The 18,332-nt window shown below is 40.4% G+C and carries 16 protein-coding genes and 1 pseudogene; 6 read left to right on the top strand and 11 right to left on the bottom strand.

Going from position 1 to position 18,332, the window contains the following annotated elements:
• Nucleotides 1–843, top strand: a pseudogene (locus F7734_RS61480) (hypothetical protein); the annotation flags it as partial.
• Nucleotides 844–853: 10 nt separating this feature from the next.
• On the opposite strand, the gene F7734_RS54840 reads toward F7734_RS61480, so the two are convergent.
• The 6 genes from F7734_RS54840 to F7734_RS54810 all read right to left on the bottom strand — a co-directional run bounded on the left by F7734_RS54840 (nucleotide 854) and on the right by F7734_RS54810 (nucleotide 8,410).
• Entirely contained in the window at nucleotides 854–4,543 is a 3,690-nt protein-coding gene (locus tag F7734_RS54840; RefSeq protein WP_155752612.1) for a WD40 repeat domain-containing protein, read from the bottom strand.
• Nucleotides 4,544–5,186: 643 nt separating this feature from the next.
• Complete coding sequence (locus F7734_RS54830; protein ID WP_155752611.1) at nucleotides 5,187–5,588, bottom strand: type II toxin-antitoxin system VapC family toxin; 402 nt, start codon at nucleotides 5,586–5,588, stop codon at nucleotides 5,187–5,189.
• Complete coding sequence (locus tag F7734_RS54825; protein ID WP_155752610.1) at nucleotides 5,576–5,797, bottom strand: hypothetical protein; 222 nt, start codon at nucleotides 5,795–5,797, stop codon at nucleotides 5,576–5,578. The genes F7734_RS54830 and F7734_RS54825 overlap by 13 nt, the downstream gene beginning before the upstream one ends.
• 46 nt (nucleotides 5,798–5,843) lie before the next feature.
• Nucleotides 5,844–6,215, bottom strand: a complete 372-nt coding sequence (locus tag F7734_RS54820; RefSeq protein ID WP_243147579.1) for a hypothetical protein — start codon at nucleotides 6,213–6,215, stop codon at nucleotides 5,844–5,846.
• Between the two features lie 180 nt (nucleotides 6,216–6,395).
• Entirely contained in the window at nucleotides 6,396–6,983 is a 588-nt protein-coding gene (locus tag F7734_RS66565) for a papain fold toxin domain-containing protein (RefSeq protein ID WP_155752609.1), read from the bottom strand.
• 71 nt (nucleotides 6,984–7,054) lie between these two features.
• Nucleotides 7,055–8,410, bottom strand: a complete 1,356-nt coding sequence (locus F7734_RS54810; RefSeq protein WP_155752608.1) for an N-acetylmuramoyl-L-alanine amidase — start codon at nucleotides 8,408–8,410, stop codon at nucleotides 7,055–7,057.
• 150 nt (nucleotides 8,411–8,560) lie between these two features.
• Here F7734_RS54810 and dnaG point away from each other — a divergent pair, with 150 nt between their 5' ends.
• Complete coding sequence (gene dnaG, locus F7734_RS54805; protein ID WP_155752614.1) at nucleotides 8,561–10,483, top strand: DNA primase; 1,923 nt, start codon at nucleotides 8,561–8,563, stop codon at nucleotides 10,481–10,483.
• Between the two features lie 22 nt (nucleotides 10,484–10,505).
• Here dnaG and F7734_RS65890 read toward each other — a convergent pair whose 3' ends face one another.
• From F7734_RS65890 to F7734_RS54785, 4 genes are all read right to left on the bottom strand, one after another.
• Nucleotides 10,506–10,640, bottom strand: a complete 135-nt coding sequence (locus tag F7734_RS65890; protein WP_279239889.1) for a hypothetical protein — start codon at nucleotides 10,638–10,640, stop codon at nucleotides 10,506–10,508.
• A gap of 77 nt (nucleotides 10,641–10,717) precedes the next feature.
• Entirely contained in the window at nucleotides 10,718–10,921 is a 204-nt protein-coding gene (locus F7734_RS54795; RefSeq protein WP_155752607.1) for a hypothetical protein, read from the bottom strand.
• Nucleotides 10,922–11,030: 109 nt separating this feature from the next.
• Entirely contained in the window at nucleotides 11,031–12,551 is a 1,521-nt protein-coding gene (locus tag F7734_RS54790) for a response regulator (RefSeq protein WP_155752606.1), read from the bottom strand.
• The gene (locus F7734_RS54785; RefSeq protein WP_155752605.1) at nucleotides 12,548–13,864 is read right to left on the bottom strand and encodes a histidine kinase dimerization/phosphoacceptor domain -containing protein; all 1,317 of its coding nucleotides are present in this window, start codon (nucleotides 13,862–13,864) and stop codon (nucleotides 12,548–12,550) included. The genes F7734_RS54790 and F7734_RS54785 overlap by 4 nt, the downstream gene beginning before the upstream one ends.
• A 284-nt stretch (nucleotides 13,865–14,148) precedes the next feature.
• On the opposite strand from F7734_RS54785, the gene F7734_RS54780 reads away from it, so the two are divergent.
• The 4 genes from F7734_RS54780 to F7734_RS54765 all read left to right on the top strand — a co-directional run bounded on the left by F7734_RS54780 (nucleotide 14,149) and on the right by F7734_RS54765 (nucleotide 16,169).
• Nucleotides 14,149–15,003 carry a hypothetical protein gene (locus F7734_RS54780; protein WP_243147578.1) on the top strand — a complete coding sequence of 285 codons (855 nt, stop codon included), beginning with the start codon at nucleotides 14,149–14,151 and terminating at the stop codon, nucleotides 15,001–15,003.
• A gap of 83 nt (nucleotides 15,004–15,086) precedes the next feature.
• On the top strand, nucleotides 15,087–15,533 hold the full coding sequence (locus F7734_RS54775; protein ID WP_155752604.1) for a helix-turn-helix transcriptional regulator: 447 nt from the start codon (nucleotides 15,087–15,089) through the stop codon (nucleotides 15,531–15,533).
• An 82-nt stretch (nucleotides 15,534–15,615) separates the two neighbouring features.
• A complete protein-coding gene (locus tag F7734_RS54770; protein WP_243147577.1) occupies nucleotides 15,616–15,822 on the top strand; it encodes a hypothetical protein in 207 nt (68 codons plus the stop codon).
• Nucleotides 15,822–16,169, top strand: a complete 348-nt coding sequence (locus F7734_RS54765) for a type II toxin-antitoxin system PemK/MazF family toxin (protein WP_155752602.1) — start codon at nucleotides 15,822–15,824, stop codon at nucleotides 16,167–16,169. The genes F7734_RS54770 and F7734_RS54765 overlap by 1 nt, the downstream gene beginning before the upstream one ends.
• A 168-nt stretch (nucleotides 16,170–16,337) precedes the next feature.
• Here F7734_RS54765 and F7734_RS54760 read toward each other — a convergent pair whose 3' ends face one another.
• Nucleotides 16,338–17,819, bottom strand: a complete 1,482-nt coding sequence (locus F7734_RS54760; RefSeq protein ID WP_155752601.1) for a multicopper oxidase family protein — start codon at nucleotides 17,817–17,819, stop codon at nucleotides 16,338–16,340.
• Between the last annotated feature and the right edge of the window lie 513 nt (nucleotides 17,820–18,332).

Raw genomic sequence — 18,332 nt, 5'->3', positions numbered from 1 at the left:
CTAAAAGATTTACCACAAAAATACTTATTATATTCAGAATTAATCAATGAACTAAACAACTATCAGTTAACAATTGAAATTAATACACAAAATTATAGACGAGAAATTGTATGTCTTCAAAGCCGACTTCCATCTGAAAACCTTAGCTTCCTGACTCGTTTTGCTGATGAGGATAGCCGTATTTTGACAGAACAAATTCAAGCAGATTTACGCTATTTTCAAAACGGTGCTGCTTTACTCGAAAAAGCAATGACAGCTATTCAGGGACGGGTAGAAATAGAACAAACAGAGAGCGATCGCATTACCCAAGATCTTCTCCATCAAAAAGAGGAGACTGACCGAACCATGCAGGGGTGCAGGGGGCACCTTTGCAGGGGGAGGGAGGAAAATCCGTCTTTGGGGAAGCCCCCGCGCCCATGCAATCGGTCTCAAGCCCCCGAATTTATTCGTGGAACTGCTCCCAAACCCCTCATCCCCATTCAAGCCCCAAATTTATTTGTGGGGTTTCCCTCCGCTCCCTGCGCCCTGCAAAGGTGCCTCTTCCTTGACAAAATACGCGATCGGGATCTGCAAACCACCATTGCAATAGTAGGTGTTGGCTTGGGTGCAGCAGGAATTGGTTCTAGTACTGCTCCTTATATTATTCCTCAGCAGCCAAATCAGCCGATTTTGCCACCTTTCATGAGTAGCCATCTGCATCCATTGACTCAATCACTAATTTTTAGTCTATTTTGTGGGTTCGTGGGAGCAATTGTTGCTGGAGGACTAAGTTATCTAATCCAAAATCGAAGTGCGATTCTAGGATGTATATTTAAGTTTAATCAAATCACAAAACACAAGTAGCAGGCTGTCTCTAACCGCCCACCGCCCCTAACGCCCTCAGCGTTGCCTTCTGTGCTTGATTTAACCCAGTCGCCCCCCTAATATTCATTCCCTCGTAAAGACGATCGCATTTCAATGTTCTTCTACACTCACCTGTTCTCACATCCCAAAACTTAACAGTCTCATCCGTACTACCACTAACCAAGCTGTGTCCATCCGTACTCCATGACACCGACCAGACCTCATTTGTATGTCCCTGCAACACCTTAAGACACTTTCCTTGCTCCACATCCCACAACCGAACTGTTCCATCTTGAGAACCGCTTGCCAAAGTGCGACCACACGGACTCCAACATACAGACCAAACGCGATTTTTATGACCGCTTAATACCAAACAGCACTTACCTTGCTCTACATCCCACAAGTAAATCAAACCTTCATCACTACCACTTGCTATCTGGCAATTATCTGGAGAAAAACTCAGTGTAAACAGTATATGATTTGTACCATATTGCAATATTTTTAAACAATCACCTGTTCCAGAATCCCATAAGCGAATTGAGCCGTCAAGACTGCAACTTGCCAGGAGCAGAGCATCTGGGCTGTTACTGAAACCCTTAGTAGATGCGTAACATACTGAAGTCACCCAGTTTGTATGACCGTGCAACACTCTCAATGCTTCACCTGTCTCAGTATCCCACACCCTGACTGTACCGTCATTGCTGCAACTTGCTATGGTGCGACCATCCGGGCTCCAACATACTTCCCACACTACAGATAAATGACCCGTTAAAACTTTTAAAACTTCACCTGTCTTAGTATCCCATAACTTTAGTGTGCCATTTGAAGAGCCAGTTGCTAAAAGCTGATGATTTAGGCTGTTAACAGATTTGGCGCGTGGATAACTGATTGCCAATCCCCCGTTACGGGTGTGTGCGTGTAACTCCTTCAAACATTTGCCTTCACGGACATCCCACAACCTAGCAATGGAGTCATCACTGCCACTTGCTACAGTTAGACCATCGGGACTCCATGCTACTGAGCGTATCGACTTGGATTGCCCTTGCAATATTTTAAAACACCTAGCTTGTTGCACATCCCACAATCGCACGCTAGAGTCGTTACTACCACTGGCTAGAATTAAACCATCGGGACTCCAAGCCACCCACCAAATTGTGCTTGTATGTTCCTGCAAAATTTTTAGACACCGACCTTGTTGCACATCCCATAACCGAAGAGAACAGTCATAACTCCCACTCGCTAGAGTGTGGCTATCTGGACTCCAAGCCAGTGACTGAACTATATCAATGTGACCTTCCAAAACTTTTAAGCACTTGCCTGTCTTCCGATCCCACAACCGAATTGAGCAATCGTCACTGCCACTTGCTAAGATACTACCATCTGGACTGAAGCGCAATGAGCGTATGGTACGGGAGTGACCCTGCATGACTTTACAACACTCACCGTTACTAACATCCCACAACCGAATTAAGGAGTCAACACAGGCACTCGCTAAAATTTGACCATCTGAACTAAAGCTGAGCGCCGATACACCATCAGTATGACCCTGTAATGTTCTCAAACAGTGACCTGTATGCACATCCCACAAACGAATCGTGCGATCGGAACTACCACTTGCTAAAATGTCACCATCAGGACTCCAAGACAGGGAAAAGACCAGCACAGTGTGACCTTGTAACACTCCAACACATTCACTTATTTGAGTATCCCATAATCGAACAGCATTATCATCACTAGTACTTGCTAAAATACTGCCATTGGGATTGAAAGCAACTGTCGATGTAGAGCTACTCTGTACTTTCAGCGTTAAAAGGCGTTGGCAATCCTCCATCCGCCATATACACATCTGACCTTCATTATCTATAGATAACAAATTACCATCTTGATTAAATGCTACAGATATAACATTACTTAGGGTTTCGGCAAATACAGACTTGGCTAGATATGCATTGTGGAAGTTAGCTCCAGCCAAATTCAGTCGCCGTAAGTCAGCTTGCCAAATGGTGAGATTTGAGAAATCATACCCCCGCACATCTGTTTTCAAATACGCCAGTAAATTGAGGAGATTACCTCCTGTATATCCCTGCTGTAACGGTGCTTTTTCCTGTAGCTGCTTCAATAGATATCTTAACTGCTGCTCAAGGGCTTGCTGGCTGCCTAACTCAGTTAACAACCGCTCCACAACTGGTTGCACGATTAACCGCTTTTGTGTTTCGCGCACGTAGTCTTTCGCCGTCGCCTTCATTATGGCGTGAGTTTGGAGCAAGAATTTTTGAACCGCAACCTGTAGCGGACGCACGTAGATATTTTTCCGTTCTATCTGCGTCCATCTGCGTGCATCTGCGGTTACAATTTCTTCACTCACTTGCTCAATTAACTTTTCCGTGATATACTCTGATACCACTGGTTGCAGAGAAAACTGCTTTCCTGCTTTTTCTATCAAGGAACGTCGTAACAAAGATCTAATAGCTTCTGGCAGTCCGCGTTTTGACACAGGTGTCACCACGTCCTTAGCCAACTCTACGAGGGATACAGGTTCTCGATTAATTGCTAGCCAGAGTATTGCCTCCTGCTCAAATTCAGACAATCGATTATACTGGCATTCGAGCAAATCGCGGATGTCGTCAAAGACGGTTCCCCCTTGTTCTATATACTCCAACAACTCAGTAATAGAACCGTCAAATAATTCTTGAATTCCTGCGGCTACCTGCTTGAGTGCTAAAGGATTACCTCCATAATGTTCTATCAGTAGGCTCCATTCGGCATCCGTACCTGTAAACTGCCCTTTATGTTTCAACAAATCTCGCCCTTCGTCTGGTGTCAATCCTTTTAGTTGCAGGGATTGGACTTTTTGCTCTTCACCTTCTAGTAACGCAATTTCTCTCGGCTTTTCCCGACTGGTGATAATTAAGCAACTGGCATGAAGTGACTCTCCAATACACTTAAACAACTGACTGTATCCTTCATAACCCTCTCGATACTCCCCCGCATGACCTGCACCGCTTAAAATTGTCTCCACATTATCTAAAATTAGCAGACAGCGTTGCGATCGCAAGCACTCCATAAATTTGGATAATTTCCCTTCCCAGCTACTAGGTATAACTGGATCTTCTCGACGCACCTGTAAGATCGATCGCAACAAGTCTTCGAGTAACTCCTCTAACAGTGGAGCATTCTGGAGCGATCGCCATACCACTATTTTAAACTTGGCTTGAACGTGCCGTGCCAACTTCACAGCTAAGGTAGTTTTGCCAATACCACCGATTCCCAGCAATCCCACCAAACGGCAATGGTCTGACAACACCCACTGCTGTAACTGCATGAGTTCTTCAGTCCGACCATAAAACACAGACACATCCACTGCTTCCCCCCAGTCGTGCTGTGGGTTGCTTTGTCTGGCTACAAGTTCCTCAATTGGGGAGATAGGGCGGGCGAAGTCTCCTTTAGTTAACTCCAACCCAAAGGCTTTCATAAAGTACTCTAGTGATTGCTTGTCAACCCCTGCGTCGCGATTGAGGATGCGAGAAATGGTACGGAGTGACAGCCCTGTTTGTTCGCTAAGTTGCTCAATGGTAAACCGCCGCCCCCAATTTTTGTTTGTTTCAACCACCTGCTTCGCTTGTTGCAGTTTATGCCATCCTTGCAGAGTGAGGATAATACCTCGATGGCGTTTTGGTTTTGGGTTGGGTTTGGAAGTCATAGGCGCACCAATAAAAATAACTGCTTGCTGTTGCTGTTGTATGTTTGTCGGTCAATTGTGCCTGTACTTAACCCAAGTCTAAGTACAAACTTAAGATAAGTTATACCAATTTCAGAAATACTTGCCACGTGTCATACGTAAAGATGTGCCATGCTTACTCCCTTCCCGCTATAAGATTACCGATCTGCTTTTCCTCTTTCTTCGCGCTCTTTGCGTCTTTGCGGTTCATTTAAATAGGTAATCTTCGGGCGGAAAGGGAGTAGTCTCTACAGAATTTCGTGATCGCATTCTGTTTTCCGAATCTTATCAATTGACATAAGTCGATTGATATGCATTTATTTTCTCCAATTTGCTGAAGGTTAGTTAAGCGAGGAGAGGCTCCTTATATGTTTATACCTGTCAACAAATTCAACTTATGCAGTTATGACTGGTATTACCCAAAAAACGTTTTTGTATGTGCGATCGCTCTTAGCGTAATTACGAGTTCTCGCTTTCCAACTCACACACTACCAAAACCCTTAACTCCGTCACCCGCTTCAAAGCTGCATCATTGGTCAAAAACGCCATTCCGAAAAAGAACAGTTGTTAGCCGTTTACAGTATACAAGGAGATATTTAAATCTGGTACTTGAGATTAATGAACCCTACTTCATTAAGAGAGTATCGATCTCTGGATACTGAGAAAACAAGCCGTCAATACTGGCTAGCTTCGCTTTATAATCTAATGCTGTTGCGATAATCAAGCGATCAAAAGGGTCTTTGTGAACAGGAGATAAGCTGACTGCTAAGTAAGCAATTTCAGCAGTCAGTGGCAACAATGTAATGCCAGTTGGTTCCAAAGCCATCTGAAACCAGAGATCGGCTGTGCAAGGTAATTCCAGTCGTCCTCGTTGTTGCGCGAGAGCAACTTCATAGCAGGATACTGGCGAAATACCCACTAAGTCAGCAGTTTCGATAATTTCTCGCCAGTGCGTTGGAAATCGCTCGAACTCTTGGTTGATAAACCAAATCCAGATATGGGTATCGAGAATAATTACTTGAGACATTCCCAATCCTGTTCTTCAATGATAGGGCTAACCAGATCGCCTAAGGTTCTACCTTTACCTGCGATGGAAGCAGGGGGAGTCCGACGCTTTATTGGTGGTGTGGTATCCTCCAGAATTGTCACAATCACACGAGCAGATGATACTTTCGGCTCTGAAGTTAGCCATTTAATCTGACCGTTTTCAAAAATAGCTTCATAACTTTTAAGCATTGTTCCCTCCGGATTTCATAGTTTTAAGAATACTGACCTGCTGAAATCAGCCTTCCCCGTTCTTGTAACTTAATTGCGCGAATGCACGGGCTTTTGCGAGACGGACAAGGTGTTCTATAGTTAAATAGCGCTCTAACTTGGCTTCACCTTTCGCGCTCAAGTTTCCTGCTTTACTTTGTGCTAGCAAATCGCTGACACGAGTTTGAAATTCTGGTGAGGGTTCGATCGCCAGAATTTGCTCTGGAGTGGGTTGACTCGCCAACAACGCGACGATCTCTTTCTCATCAACAAAATTGCCAGACAACTGTTCGCTTAGCAACTCTTGGAGACCACGCTCTACTACCTCTGGTAAGCGGTCTTGGAACTGCTGTAATTGTCGCCCTAGCTCCTCAGATACCTCAACAGTAATTTGCATCATCTAGTCTTATGGCTTTTCCAATATCTTCCATTAGCTTAAGTTTAGCTACAAATAAAGCATTTAGGGAAATGGAAATTTGATATTTTGAGCGTCCATTTGGCGATCGCATCCACGCTTGCCAGTAGCGTTCGCAAATTCATTAATTCGTAATTAATGAATTCATAATTACGAATGACTCGGTCACCTTGTCACCGTGTCTGGTGCATCTATTTTCATAGGAGCTACTTTTTCTTTTGTATCTAAACTTTTATCTCGGTTTTTAAACTCATCTAACAACTTATAGAAATTATCAAAACCATCTTTCTCATGATGACAATACAGCATGATTATCTTCGCCCAAGAGTTAGAAGTACGTAAATGATGCTTTCTTTCGACAAATTCATGAAAATGCTCGCAAAAATCAGCATCTTCATTAGTCAGTTCAATGCCTAATTCTCTCCTGGCTGTTTTATAACCAACTAAAAAATCGAACAGGACAGTGACAGAAGCTCTACCAATATACATCCCAGGTCTAACTCTAATTTTTTCCAAAATTTCATACAATCCACCACTCATACCTACCTCCTTCTCCTGACGCATTAATCTGTCACTGAGAATAAAATCTTCATCTCTATATTTAGTTTTCAACCTGATAACTTTCCCCTCAATACCATTGTCGTTTAACCATTGCATAACTGCTTCTGCACATTCATAACACTCCAGTAATTCAAATTTCGTAACTATCTTACCGACTTCTTCATAGATTTCCTCATCAGATAACAAACTCAACCATGCACTCCAACATTAAATGAATACATTAATAATTAATGCATAATTGGTTTTGGCGCAAGCTGCAACACTTACAGTAACCCTGCTGATTCATAGAGTCGTTTGAGCATAGCCATAATCTTATTCCCGTAGTCCAAATCTGCTGACCACCTTCCTGATAGCTGGTCAATTGTTGAAGCAATACCTCTTGTCACAAACCGAAATCGCGGATCTACGACTTCTTGCACTAAAGGTTCCAAACTGGCGTAGGCTTTCAAATGTTGGATATGCGCCCGGACACCAATTCTAGCACTTTCAAATGATGCAGCTTCTGCACCTCCACCAATAGTACCCAACCCAGCAAAATTATTTTGTTCGGATTTTATATCACCACCAAATTGTAAAAACTCAGTTTCCAAACACATTTGGCAAAAAGCAATATCATAATTTACCCCCTCGATCGCAGCTTCTTCCCTATAGAGTTTTGGTAAGTCGGGAAACTGCACTATGGCATTTTCATTGTTATTTCTTAAAAATATTTGCAACTGCACTTCTGACGCATTACCATGTGACATAATTCTGTCAATTTGACCGGGGCAAATTGGCAATATTGAGCGTAGGGATAAAGTGCGACTGCTGGCTTCCCAAGAAATTGCAATACTAAACTCACGCAGTTCAACAGCTTTTACATATACAACTCGGCGATAATTGACACGACGGATATTAGGTGCTTTAGACAAATCAATTCGCAAACGGTCAACTAAATCAATGGGAATGTAGGCATTACCGTTGATGAGTATTCCTTGCTCTGAGTAATTTTGTCTGTTAATATTAATATTAATCGCTTGATAAGTTGCTTGTTCTTGTACACTTTCTTTACCAGGGTCAACTTCCCGACTCCAAGAAACTAGCCCATCAGCAATTCCCGCAGCAAAATCACGACGGCGAGTTTGCAGCAAAGTGCGATCGTCCGGACTGGAGAGAAAACCAACTTGCATCAATAAAGAAGGAACAGATGTTTGCCGACAAAATGTCAAACTTCCCATTCCTGACATTGCATCTGACTTGACCCCCCTGTTAGGCAATTGAGGAACGCGACGCAGTAGCCCTACAAGCAATAATTCGGCGTGGCTCTTGCGGTCTTCATTATTTGTAATATAAAAGACACTAGCACCACGTACAGAGGGATTGCTGGCTGCATCACAATGAATTTCTAGAGCAACATCATTTTGACGAGCACGGGAATTGATCCAAGTTATGGTTTGCTGAGCACTCAAATCATCGGGAACTGCCAAAACTTCAAAGTTACGCGCTCTGAGTTCTGAAACAATAGTATCTCGCAGGAGAATCATTTCCTTTGCTTCATTAGTCCCTCCGGCGATTGAACCCGGATCGATACCAGATGCTTCTTTACCTCCATGAGCTGCTGACAGAAAAATACGTCCCATAATTAGTCCTGCTTCCTATATAACGATATTTTCTTCTTCGTGCCAAGCGCACTTTCGCACCAATGAATATAATATTGCTAATGGCTAATGGCTAATAGCTAATTGTGAATTGCCATTAGCCATTAGCTATTAGCTATGAGCCATTTTCAAATGCACATCCCCCGCTTGCACCCAGATACAATTGATGAAGTTAAGCACAGAGCTGATATCTATGATGTGGTATCAGAACACGTTGTCTTACGCAAGCGCGGGAAAGACTACTTGGGTTTGTGTCCCTTCCACTCAGAAAAAAGCCCTAGCTTCACTGTCAGCCAAACAAAACAAATGTACTTCTGTTTTGGCTGTCAAGCTGGAGGAAATGTCATTAAGTTTCTGATGGACTTGGAAAAGCGCTCTTTTAGTGAAGTTGTGCTGGATTTAGCACGGCGTTACCAAGTACCCGTCAAAACTCAAGAACCCGAACAATGGCAAGAATTGCAACGTCAGGTTTCTCTACGGGAGCAACTGTATGAAGTCCTTGCTGTAGCAGCACAATTCTATCAGCACGCTCTCAAGCGCAGTGGAGAGAATGCAATGCAGTATTTGCAATCCAAACGCCAATTGAAAGCAGAAACAATTCAACACTTTGGTTTTGGATACGCGCCTCCAGGTTGGGAAACTCTTTACCGTTATTTGGTCAACGATAAAAATTATCCCGTACAACTGGTAGAAAAAGCAGGTTTGATTAAACCTCGCAAGGAAGGAAACGGTTATTATGACGTGTTTCGCGATCGCATCATGATTCCCATTTGCGACGTACTCGGACGCGTTATTGGTTTTGGTGGTAGAACTTTAGGAGACGATCAACCAAAGTATTTAAATTCCCCAGAATCAGAAGTCTTTCTCAAAGGGAAAACTTTATTTGCTCTGGATAAAGCGAAAGCAGCCATTTCTCAACAAGATCGAGTCGTAGTCGTGGAGGGGTACTTTGATGCGATCGCTCTCCATGCGGCTGGTATTACCAACGCTGTTGCTTCCCTCGGTACAGCCCTGAGTTTAGAACAAGTCCGCGCCTGCTTGCGTTATACAGAATCCAAACAATTGATACTGAATTTTGATGCTGACGCGGCGGGAACAAATGCTGCTGAAAAAGCCATAGGAGAAATTGCTGCACTAGCATACAGTGGCGAAGTTCAGTTAAGAATTCTCAACATACCTGATGGCAAGGACGCCGACGAATACTTACTCAAAAGTAGCCCAGAAGACTACAAACAACTTTTAGCCAATGCTCCTCTTTGGCTTGATTGGCAAATTCAGCAAATGACAAAAAACCGAGACTTAAAGAAAGCAACTGACTTTCAGCAAGTGTCGCAGAGGATGGTAAATTTGCTACAAAAAATAGGGAATAACGAATTACGTAAATATTATGTCGCTTATTGTGCAAACATTCTTAGTTTAGAAGAAGCCCGACTTGTACGTTCACGAGAAGAAACTTTAGAGACTCTATTAGGTAACGTATCTTCAGTTATAGGACAAAAAAAACCAATTACAGCTACTCAAAAAAAATATATTTCTAGTCAAGCCTTGACACTGACTACAGAAGGGGGTTTGTTAGAACAGGCAGAGGCTTTATTACTTCAAATATACTTGCACTATAAAGAATATCGTCAATCTATTATTGTAGCGCTAGAAGAGAAAGATTTACTATTTAGTCTTTCCCACCACCAATTTTTATGGCAACAAATTTTGGAAGTGTCATCCGATAAAGAAAATGAGTTATTATCATATGTACAAGATAGATGCTTGGAATTTCCTGAAGAAACAAAATTAATATCTCACTTATTTTATTTGAATGAAAAAACTCAAAAAGAAATTTTATTACGGCATGAGAAGTTGATACAAGCAGCAATTGCCTCTATGGAGTACGTGATGAAAGACAAGCTTTGTCGTCACCTTTGGGAACGTTGGCAGCAAACAAATGCAGAACTTGAACCAGAAAAATGGCAATCATATTACCAGGCATTCTATGCTGAAAAAATGCGGCTTCAGGAACTAGAACGGCAACGGTTATTTTCTCTTAAGGACTTAATTTGATGCACCCAATATTTGTGTAATGTTATGATTGTGGTGGATGACGTCCAAAAAATTCTTCTTCCTTACGAATTGCTAGAATAGTAGGTCGATTCATATTAAGGGCATCAATTGTTGCACGTCCTGTTGGTGTTAGTCCGATAACGTAAACATCCCGCAACGATTACCAGCGCGTTCAATGACAAGTTGCCGTAAAAATTCAGGAATCTTTGACATGAAAAACTTACATCACAATACTTACTTTGTAATTCGTTGCGATCTTAGTTGAATTAGTGATAAAAATTCCGCTAGTTCAACTAATCCTGCGGCTTCTTGCCTTTCTGTCAACGTCAATTCTTCACCTGTATCTTGGCGATCCAAAAGATATTGAAGTCTCTGCTGAACAGCATCAGGCAGCTTAAAGCAGGTCAGTTCTGCGGGTATTGCAATCATTTCAGCCATATTAAATCAGCCTTGAACGTAATATGAGAAGTTTCTTTAAATATAACCTTATTATACAAAATTGGTTTATTATTCAAATCTCCTAGTTTCAACTGTAAGAATTAACTGGTCACTGGTCACTGGTCACTGGTAAATTGCTCAATTTCAAGGTAAAAGTTGTCCATCCATCAAGACTTTCAACTTCAATAGTCCCTTGCAATTGTTCGATCAGCTTTTGCGCTAAAGCTAGCCCCAAACCAGTACCTGGTTGTTTTTTAAATTCAGGGCTGCGAACCCGGTAGAATTTATCAAAAATCTTTGGTAAGGCTGTGGGGGGAATTGCTGTTGAATTACTAATACTAATAATAGTATTGGACGTAGAAATATCGTTCTGAATGCTAACAGCAATTTCACCACCTGTAGCAGTGTATTTACAAGCATTGTTCAACAATTCTCCTACGATTCGTGTTAAACAAGTGTTATCAGAAATCAAGGGTGGTATTTCAGAGGGAACATTCAGCCGTAAAGTTTGCTGATGTTCATGAATGCGAGCGGAGAACCCATCAACGATGTTGAGCACCCAAGGTTGTAATTCCAATGGTTCGGGATTGAAATGACCAGTTGTTCCTAATTCTGCTTTCTGTAAATCTAGCAAATCGTTGATTAACGTCATCTCGCGATCGCACTCTGCTTTCAGTATATTGATATACTGCTGACCGTGCTCGGCAATACCCATATTTTGCAGTAATTGAATTGCCATTCTAATATTAGATAGAGGAGCACGTAATTCGTGAGACACAATAGATAAAAATTCGTCTTTAAATTTATTGATTTCTGATAGTTTCGCTAATACTTGCTCTTGTTCTAGATGCTTTTGGCTTGCAACACTTGCTAAATTTCGCTCTGTCATATCTCGAAAAATGACAATTGCGCCAATAATATTACCTATATCGTTTTTGATTGATGTCGTACAATATTCTATTTGAATTTCTTGCTTATCTTGAGAAATTAGAGTTTTTTCTTCCCATAAAAATACTCGATCCTCTTGAAAAGATTCTGTTAGCGTTTTGTTTAACGATTGACTTTTTATAGGAACAATGTTCAAGATTTCTGATAAATTCCTCCCAAATGCTTCTTCTTGCCGATATCCTGTAATTTTCTCTGCGATAGGATTTATAAACGTGACTAACTGTTGGCGATCGCAAACAATCAAACCATCACTTATCCTAGTTACAGCAGTCACCAGTCCTTTTTGATTTTCCTTGAGTTGCCTTTCTTTCTGATGCTTGCTCAAAGCTATTTCAATCGTTGTGTGTAATTCTTTTTCTTTAAAAGGTTTGAGTACATAAGCAAATGGTTCTGTTAAGCGTGCTCTTTCCAAGGTGTTATCATCCGCGTAGGCAGTAAGATAGATAATTGGAATATCAAGATGAGATTGAATTTCTTTAGCTGCCTCAATACCATCTATATTTCCTTTTAATCTAATATCCATTAATATGAGATCGGGATAAATTTTTTCAGCTATTTGGATGGCTTCTTCTCCTGAAGAGGCAATAGCAGGTACATGATAATTCAGCTTGAGCAAACGTTTTTGTAAATCTTTAGCAACTATTCCCTCATCTTCCACAACTAAAATTGTTTTCATTGTCATTTTTTTCTCCAATTTAAATTTTTCTCCAACATCTGAAATGTAATTTTCACTTCGACTCCATTAGTGTAATTTATTTTAATATCACCTGATAACTGATTGGTTAAAGCATCTACTAACTGTAATCCTAATGATGTTGTATTTTTTAAATCAACTTCTGCTGGTAACCCAACACCGTTGTCACAAACTCTCAGGTTCAAAATATTGTTTTCTGCCTGAAGTTGTATCGAAATTTCTCCTGTTCTACCTTTAGGAAATGCATATTTTAAGGAATTAGAAACAAGTTCCGTGATAATCAATCCACAAGGGATAGCTGCATCTAAGCTTAATAAGACACGCTCGACATTGACTGTGAGCGAAATCACATTTGTGTTAACTTCATAAGAACTAAATAAACTTGCTACTAAATCTCGAATGTACTCCCCAAAGTCAATCCTCGCCAAATCTTGCGATTGGTACAATTTTTGGTGGATCAAAGCCATAGATTCAATTCGCATTTGGCTTTGTTGGAATATTTCTAGGTCATCTTTATCCTTAATATACTCTGACTGGAGATTCAGCAAACTAGAAATGACTTGTAAATTATTTTTAACTCTATGGTAAATTTCCTTTAAAAGAACGTCTTTTTCTAGCAAAGATGCTTGGATCTGTTCTTCTGCCTGCTTGTGTTCGGTAATATCAACGCAAGAGCCAATATAACCCGCAAAGATGTTATTCGACCTATAGTGTGGGATACCTGTATCTAATATCCAACGGTACTCACCATCCTTTCGTCTCAGTCGGTACTCCATTTTAAAGCATAGCCTTGCATCAAAAGCTGTAGTACGGGTAAGAAAACAGCGTTCTTTATCCTCTGGATGAACGGATTCCAACCAGCCATAACCAATTTCTTGTTGAATTGTTCTTCCAGTAAACTCCAGCCAAACTTTATTGAAGTAATTACAAAGCCTTTCGATATCAGACACCCAAATCATAACAGGGGCTGTGTATGCTATGAGGCGAAAGCGTGCTTCGCTTTCCTGCAAAAATGCAACCCTCTGCTTGTATTCGGTGATTTCTGCTTGCAGCGATTTATTAAGTTCTATTAAATCCGCTATCTGTTGTTGAAATCGTGCTTCCAGTTCGTCACGTAATTTTTCTAGTTGAGATAGATCGGGGGAAGTCTGTGGTTTAGGTAATACAGAGACTAACCTTACACCAAGAACGACTGAAATGATAGCAGCCAAGATTTTGAGAACACTTGAGGACCAGGAGCCAGAATGCCATAGTGTCCATACTTCTATTAAATTTGATGTACCAAAAGCAATCGCGAACATAGAAAATTCCACAGTCGAAAAAAAACCTAACTAAATGTAAAAACAGCATTAAGCTTAGAAACACAGTGCTATCAATAAAAATTCGGGAATGGTAACCTATGAATTTTCATCTTTTCTTGGTCTCATGCAAAGCGTAAGAATACTGATACCAACGCCTCGCCTTAAATCATGGCTGGGTAATAGCCTACGGAGATCTGATTTTTGGAGTGGGGACATGGGGGACAAGGAGGACAAGGGAGACAAGGGGAAATAACTTCTAGCCACTAACAAATGACGAATGACAAATGACAAATGACGAATTTTTTATGAAATATTACTTAACAAGAATTGTTGCAATCGCGGTTTTGTTATTAACTTCTGCATGTGGTTCTTCTGTCATAAGAGGAGCATCATCTCATAGAGGACATTCAACAGAACAGACGCATCCTGAAGGAAGCTCCACAACTCAGGCAAAATTAACTGCTTCTACTAAAAATCTGGCTCAGAATCAGCCTATCTCTTTAGCGATCGATATTCAAGACTCTCAAGGAAAAGCCGTAACAAATTTTGACACTTTTCAAGAAAAGACCATGCACTTAATTGTAGTTAGGGATGACTTGCACTCTTTCAATCATCTTCACCCCGAATATAAAGGAAATGGACGCTTTGAGGTTAATACAACTTTTCCCACAGCTGGTGAGTATAAAATTTTTAGTGATTACAAACCATCCGGACAAAAAGAACAAGTTTCCCTCATGACACTGAATGTTCCCGGTTCTGTTCCACTTCCCAAAGATTTAGAAAATTTTAACACCACCAAGATATTCAATGATACTCAAGTCAAGTTAAAATTATCTGAACCAACTCCTAAGACTGGTAAAGAAGTAACCTTAACGTTTGATGTTAAGCAAACTGCAAACAATCAACCAGTTAAGGGCTTACAACCGTATTTGGGAGAAAAAGGGCATTTAGTCATTTTAAAAAGCTCATACCCACTTTCAACATCAGATTATATCCATGCTCATGCTCTTAAAGAGACTGGTGATGGACAGATAGCTTTTAAGACTACTTTCCCGCAACCAGGAACATATAAACTTTGGATTCAGTTTAATCGCGATCGCAAAGTTAATACTGCTGACTTTTGGGTGAATGTTTTATGAAGGATGAAGAAGCTATGTACGCTTACCAAGTATAATTAAGAACTAACGTAGAAAAGCGATTAAAAGACCCAGATAGTTGGCAGTTGAGCCAAGATTCTAACAATGCACTACGACAAAAACTCATAGATGAAATTGTCGAGTATGAAACATTAGTTACTCACCCTCCCACAAACCCATTGGTACTTGAGATTTCAGACATGAACGATTTACCTAACTTACTGATTAAAGCAAGAATTGCCTTTAAACTGACTCAACAAGAGCTAGCAGTATTAAGCGATCGCACACCCGCTCAAATTAAAGCTTTTGAAGAAAAAAACTATCATAATGCTAGCTTTCTCGACTTTCTTACAATTAGCAAAGTATTAGGAATTCAAATTATTAATGGCGAATTCGTTGCTCAAATAGATGATTTTTACAAGCAAGAACTAATGAATGTACGTCAAGAGGCTAATTTAGATATTAGCATGAAGGCTCTCTTAGATAAAGGAGTGCGAGCGATAATAAAAGTTATTCCTTTTACATTTTATTGAAATATGCTATATTACAACAAGCCCTATGTTAAAAAAGTGATGTGTCATTATGAGTGATAGGGAAACATTGGAACTAAAATCTATGAATATAAAACTGGTCAATACTTTGATAGAAATTATTCGTTCTCTTTCCCCAGAGGAACGCAAAATATTGACACAAGAACTATTATTTGATGATTCGGAACCATCAAATCAAGAAATAATGAAAATAGCTGAAATGGGAAGCGTGTTTGATTTTTTGCATGATGAACCAGATATTTATACCTTAGAAGACGGAGAACCTGTCTAATGCCTCTTAAAAAAGGAGATGTGATTTTAGCACCCTTCCCATTTACTGACTTAAGTCAAACTAAGTTACGTCCTGCGGTAGTACTGTGGGTTAGTTCTACAGGTAGTAATGATATTGTTATCTGCTTTATTTCTTCTCAAAATTTAACCAATTTGAAGCCAGAAGAATTTTTGATTGGTGATTCAGATTCAGAGTTGATCAACACGGGTTTAAAAGTGACTTCTAAAGTAATTGTATCTCGACTTGTCACCATAGACCGAAATTTAATTACCCGCCGTCTTGGTAATTTGGGAACAAATCAACTACAAGAGTTAAACACTCGCTTAATTCAAATATTTCAACTATAATCAATTTCCCATAATTTATGAATCATCCTTATTGTGAGAGACCTAAACAGGACTGTAGGGTGGATATTGCCCACCCTATATGTATTTCATAAATCAAATAGGATTGCTATATGAAGGGTAAAGGATGAAGTATGCATTTTTCATCCTTTACCCTTAATACTTCATCCTTTATGAAAGAGGTTGTGCTGGGGCTGACATCGGATTTATCCCACCTTGTCCTACTTCAAATTGGCTCATCATATCGTGGTCTTCATGAACCATGTTGTGGCAGTGGTACATATACTTACCTAGGTGAGGTCTAAATCTGCCAATGATTCGTACTGTTTCGTTTTCACCAACATAGAACACATCCTTCAAACCACGTTCGTAAGGAAAAGGTGGTGTCCCATTGCGATCGAGAATTTGAGCATCGATGAGGTGAAGGTGAACTGGATGAAACCAAAGACCAGAAGGATTATGCAGCCTCCAAATTTCTACCTCTTCTAGTTGTGGATTGGCATCTACTCGATTTGCGTTCCAACCGTTGCCATTAATGACCCACACACTATTTATATGGTCAAATGTGAAGTTTCGAGTTCGTACTGCTGAGGATTCCGGTAGAAATTGAATATTGCGTAGTGTATTGGGGATTGAACTGTTATCACTTTCAGAACGCACTACATCAAAGCGCATGATGACATTCGTGTTTCCAAAATTATCGTTGTTGGGAAGCCCAAGATTTTGCAGTACAACTTGAGTTCCAATAGGATATCTAGAAAAATCCATGATTACGTCATATCTTTCTGCCATTGCAAGACGCATATTTTGAGTATTGACTGGTGCAGCCATTAATCCAGCATCCGTTCCAATGACGGTAAAGTCATCGCCTGTACTCAGAGCCAGCCTGTAAGAGCGAGAAATTGATGCGTTTAATACTCGAAAACGGTATTTACAGTTTGCTACTTCCATACGAGGCCAAGGGACACCGTTGACTGTAATGATTTCCCCCATTAAGCTGTGCTGTCCTTGGTCGTCAAAAATGAGTGAGCCATTAGACGCGAATTGTTTATCGTGAATAATCAGAGGAATATCGCGATCGCCTTTAGGGAGTGGCAAACTCAGCTCTTCATTATCTTGAACAATATACATTCCAGCCAAACCCATATAGACATTTCGAGAAGTTTGACCGAGGGCATGGTCGTGGTACCACAAAATAGCAGAAGTAGGATTGGGATAGACATAATCCTTGTAGTACCCCGGAGGAATCAAATCCTCAGCATAACCATCGTACTGAGGTAACGATGGCATGCCATGCAAGTGAACTGAGGTATGGACCTCAAGATTGTTGATATACCTAAGAATTGATTGCCGATTTCTACTTTGTCTAATTGTGGGACCCGGAAACATACCGTTGTAGCCCCAAATCTCTGTTGTTCTCCCTGGTAGTACTCCTACTTGAGCCTTCTGCATGACAACTTGATAATAATCAGTCGTAGAATCACTGCTTACAGGGTTTAACACGGGTGGTGTATGGAAGGGAAGTGTAAACGGTTCAACTCTTTCATCAGTTCTTTGAGCATATCCCCGATACTGAAGCCCCACGGGAAGCAAAAGAGAACCTCCCGCAAGCGCTGCAATCTTCAGCGCTTCACGCCTGCTTATTTTTTTCATGGTTAAATATTCCCTGGATAATTAAGGTTGTATAGTAATGAGCGCTGGTTAGGAGGCGATAACAATTTGCTCAACTAACAAGCGGTCAGAAATTTTGTGTAGTGTAATTATTTCAGAAAAAATATAACGTGATACTTAAGTAAGTTTAAGTAATAGTACTAAATATTACGCATTCCTGAAAGAAATAACCAAGAGCAAATTTTAAAGAAAGTTACATTTTGATTATTTTCATACCAATCGGGCTTTGCCCAAAAAATGAAATTGTGTAGGTTGGGTTGAGGAACGAAACCCAACATATACAGGTATTTGTTGGGGGTTTCTCCATGGTAAGCCCAACCTACAATAATTCTTATCCAAGCAATATTGCAATCCATCCATCACGTCAAAAGTTATTTTTTGAAAAGGTTTTTCATAAATTTAATTAAAATTTATTTTTTGAGAAAATACTTTTTAAATTATGTAACTTTTTATTAAAAATCAATTTTCATTTCTCTTTTTACATTTTATTAATTG

This window comes from Scytonema sp. UIC 10036, assembly GCF_009725235.1.
This window is presented reverse-complemented; position numbering and strand designations above follow the sequence as displayed.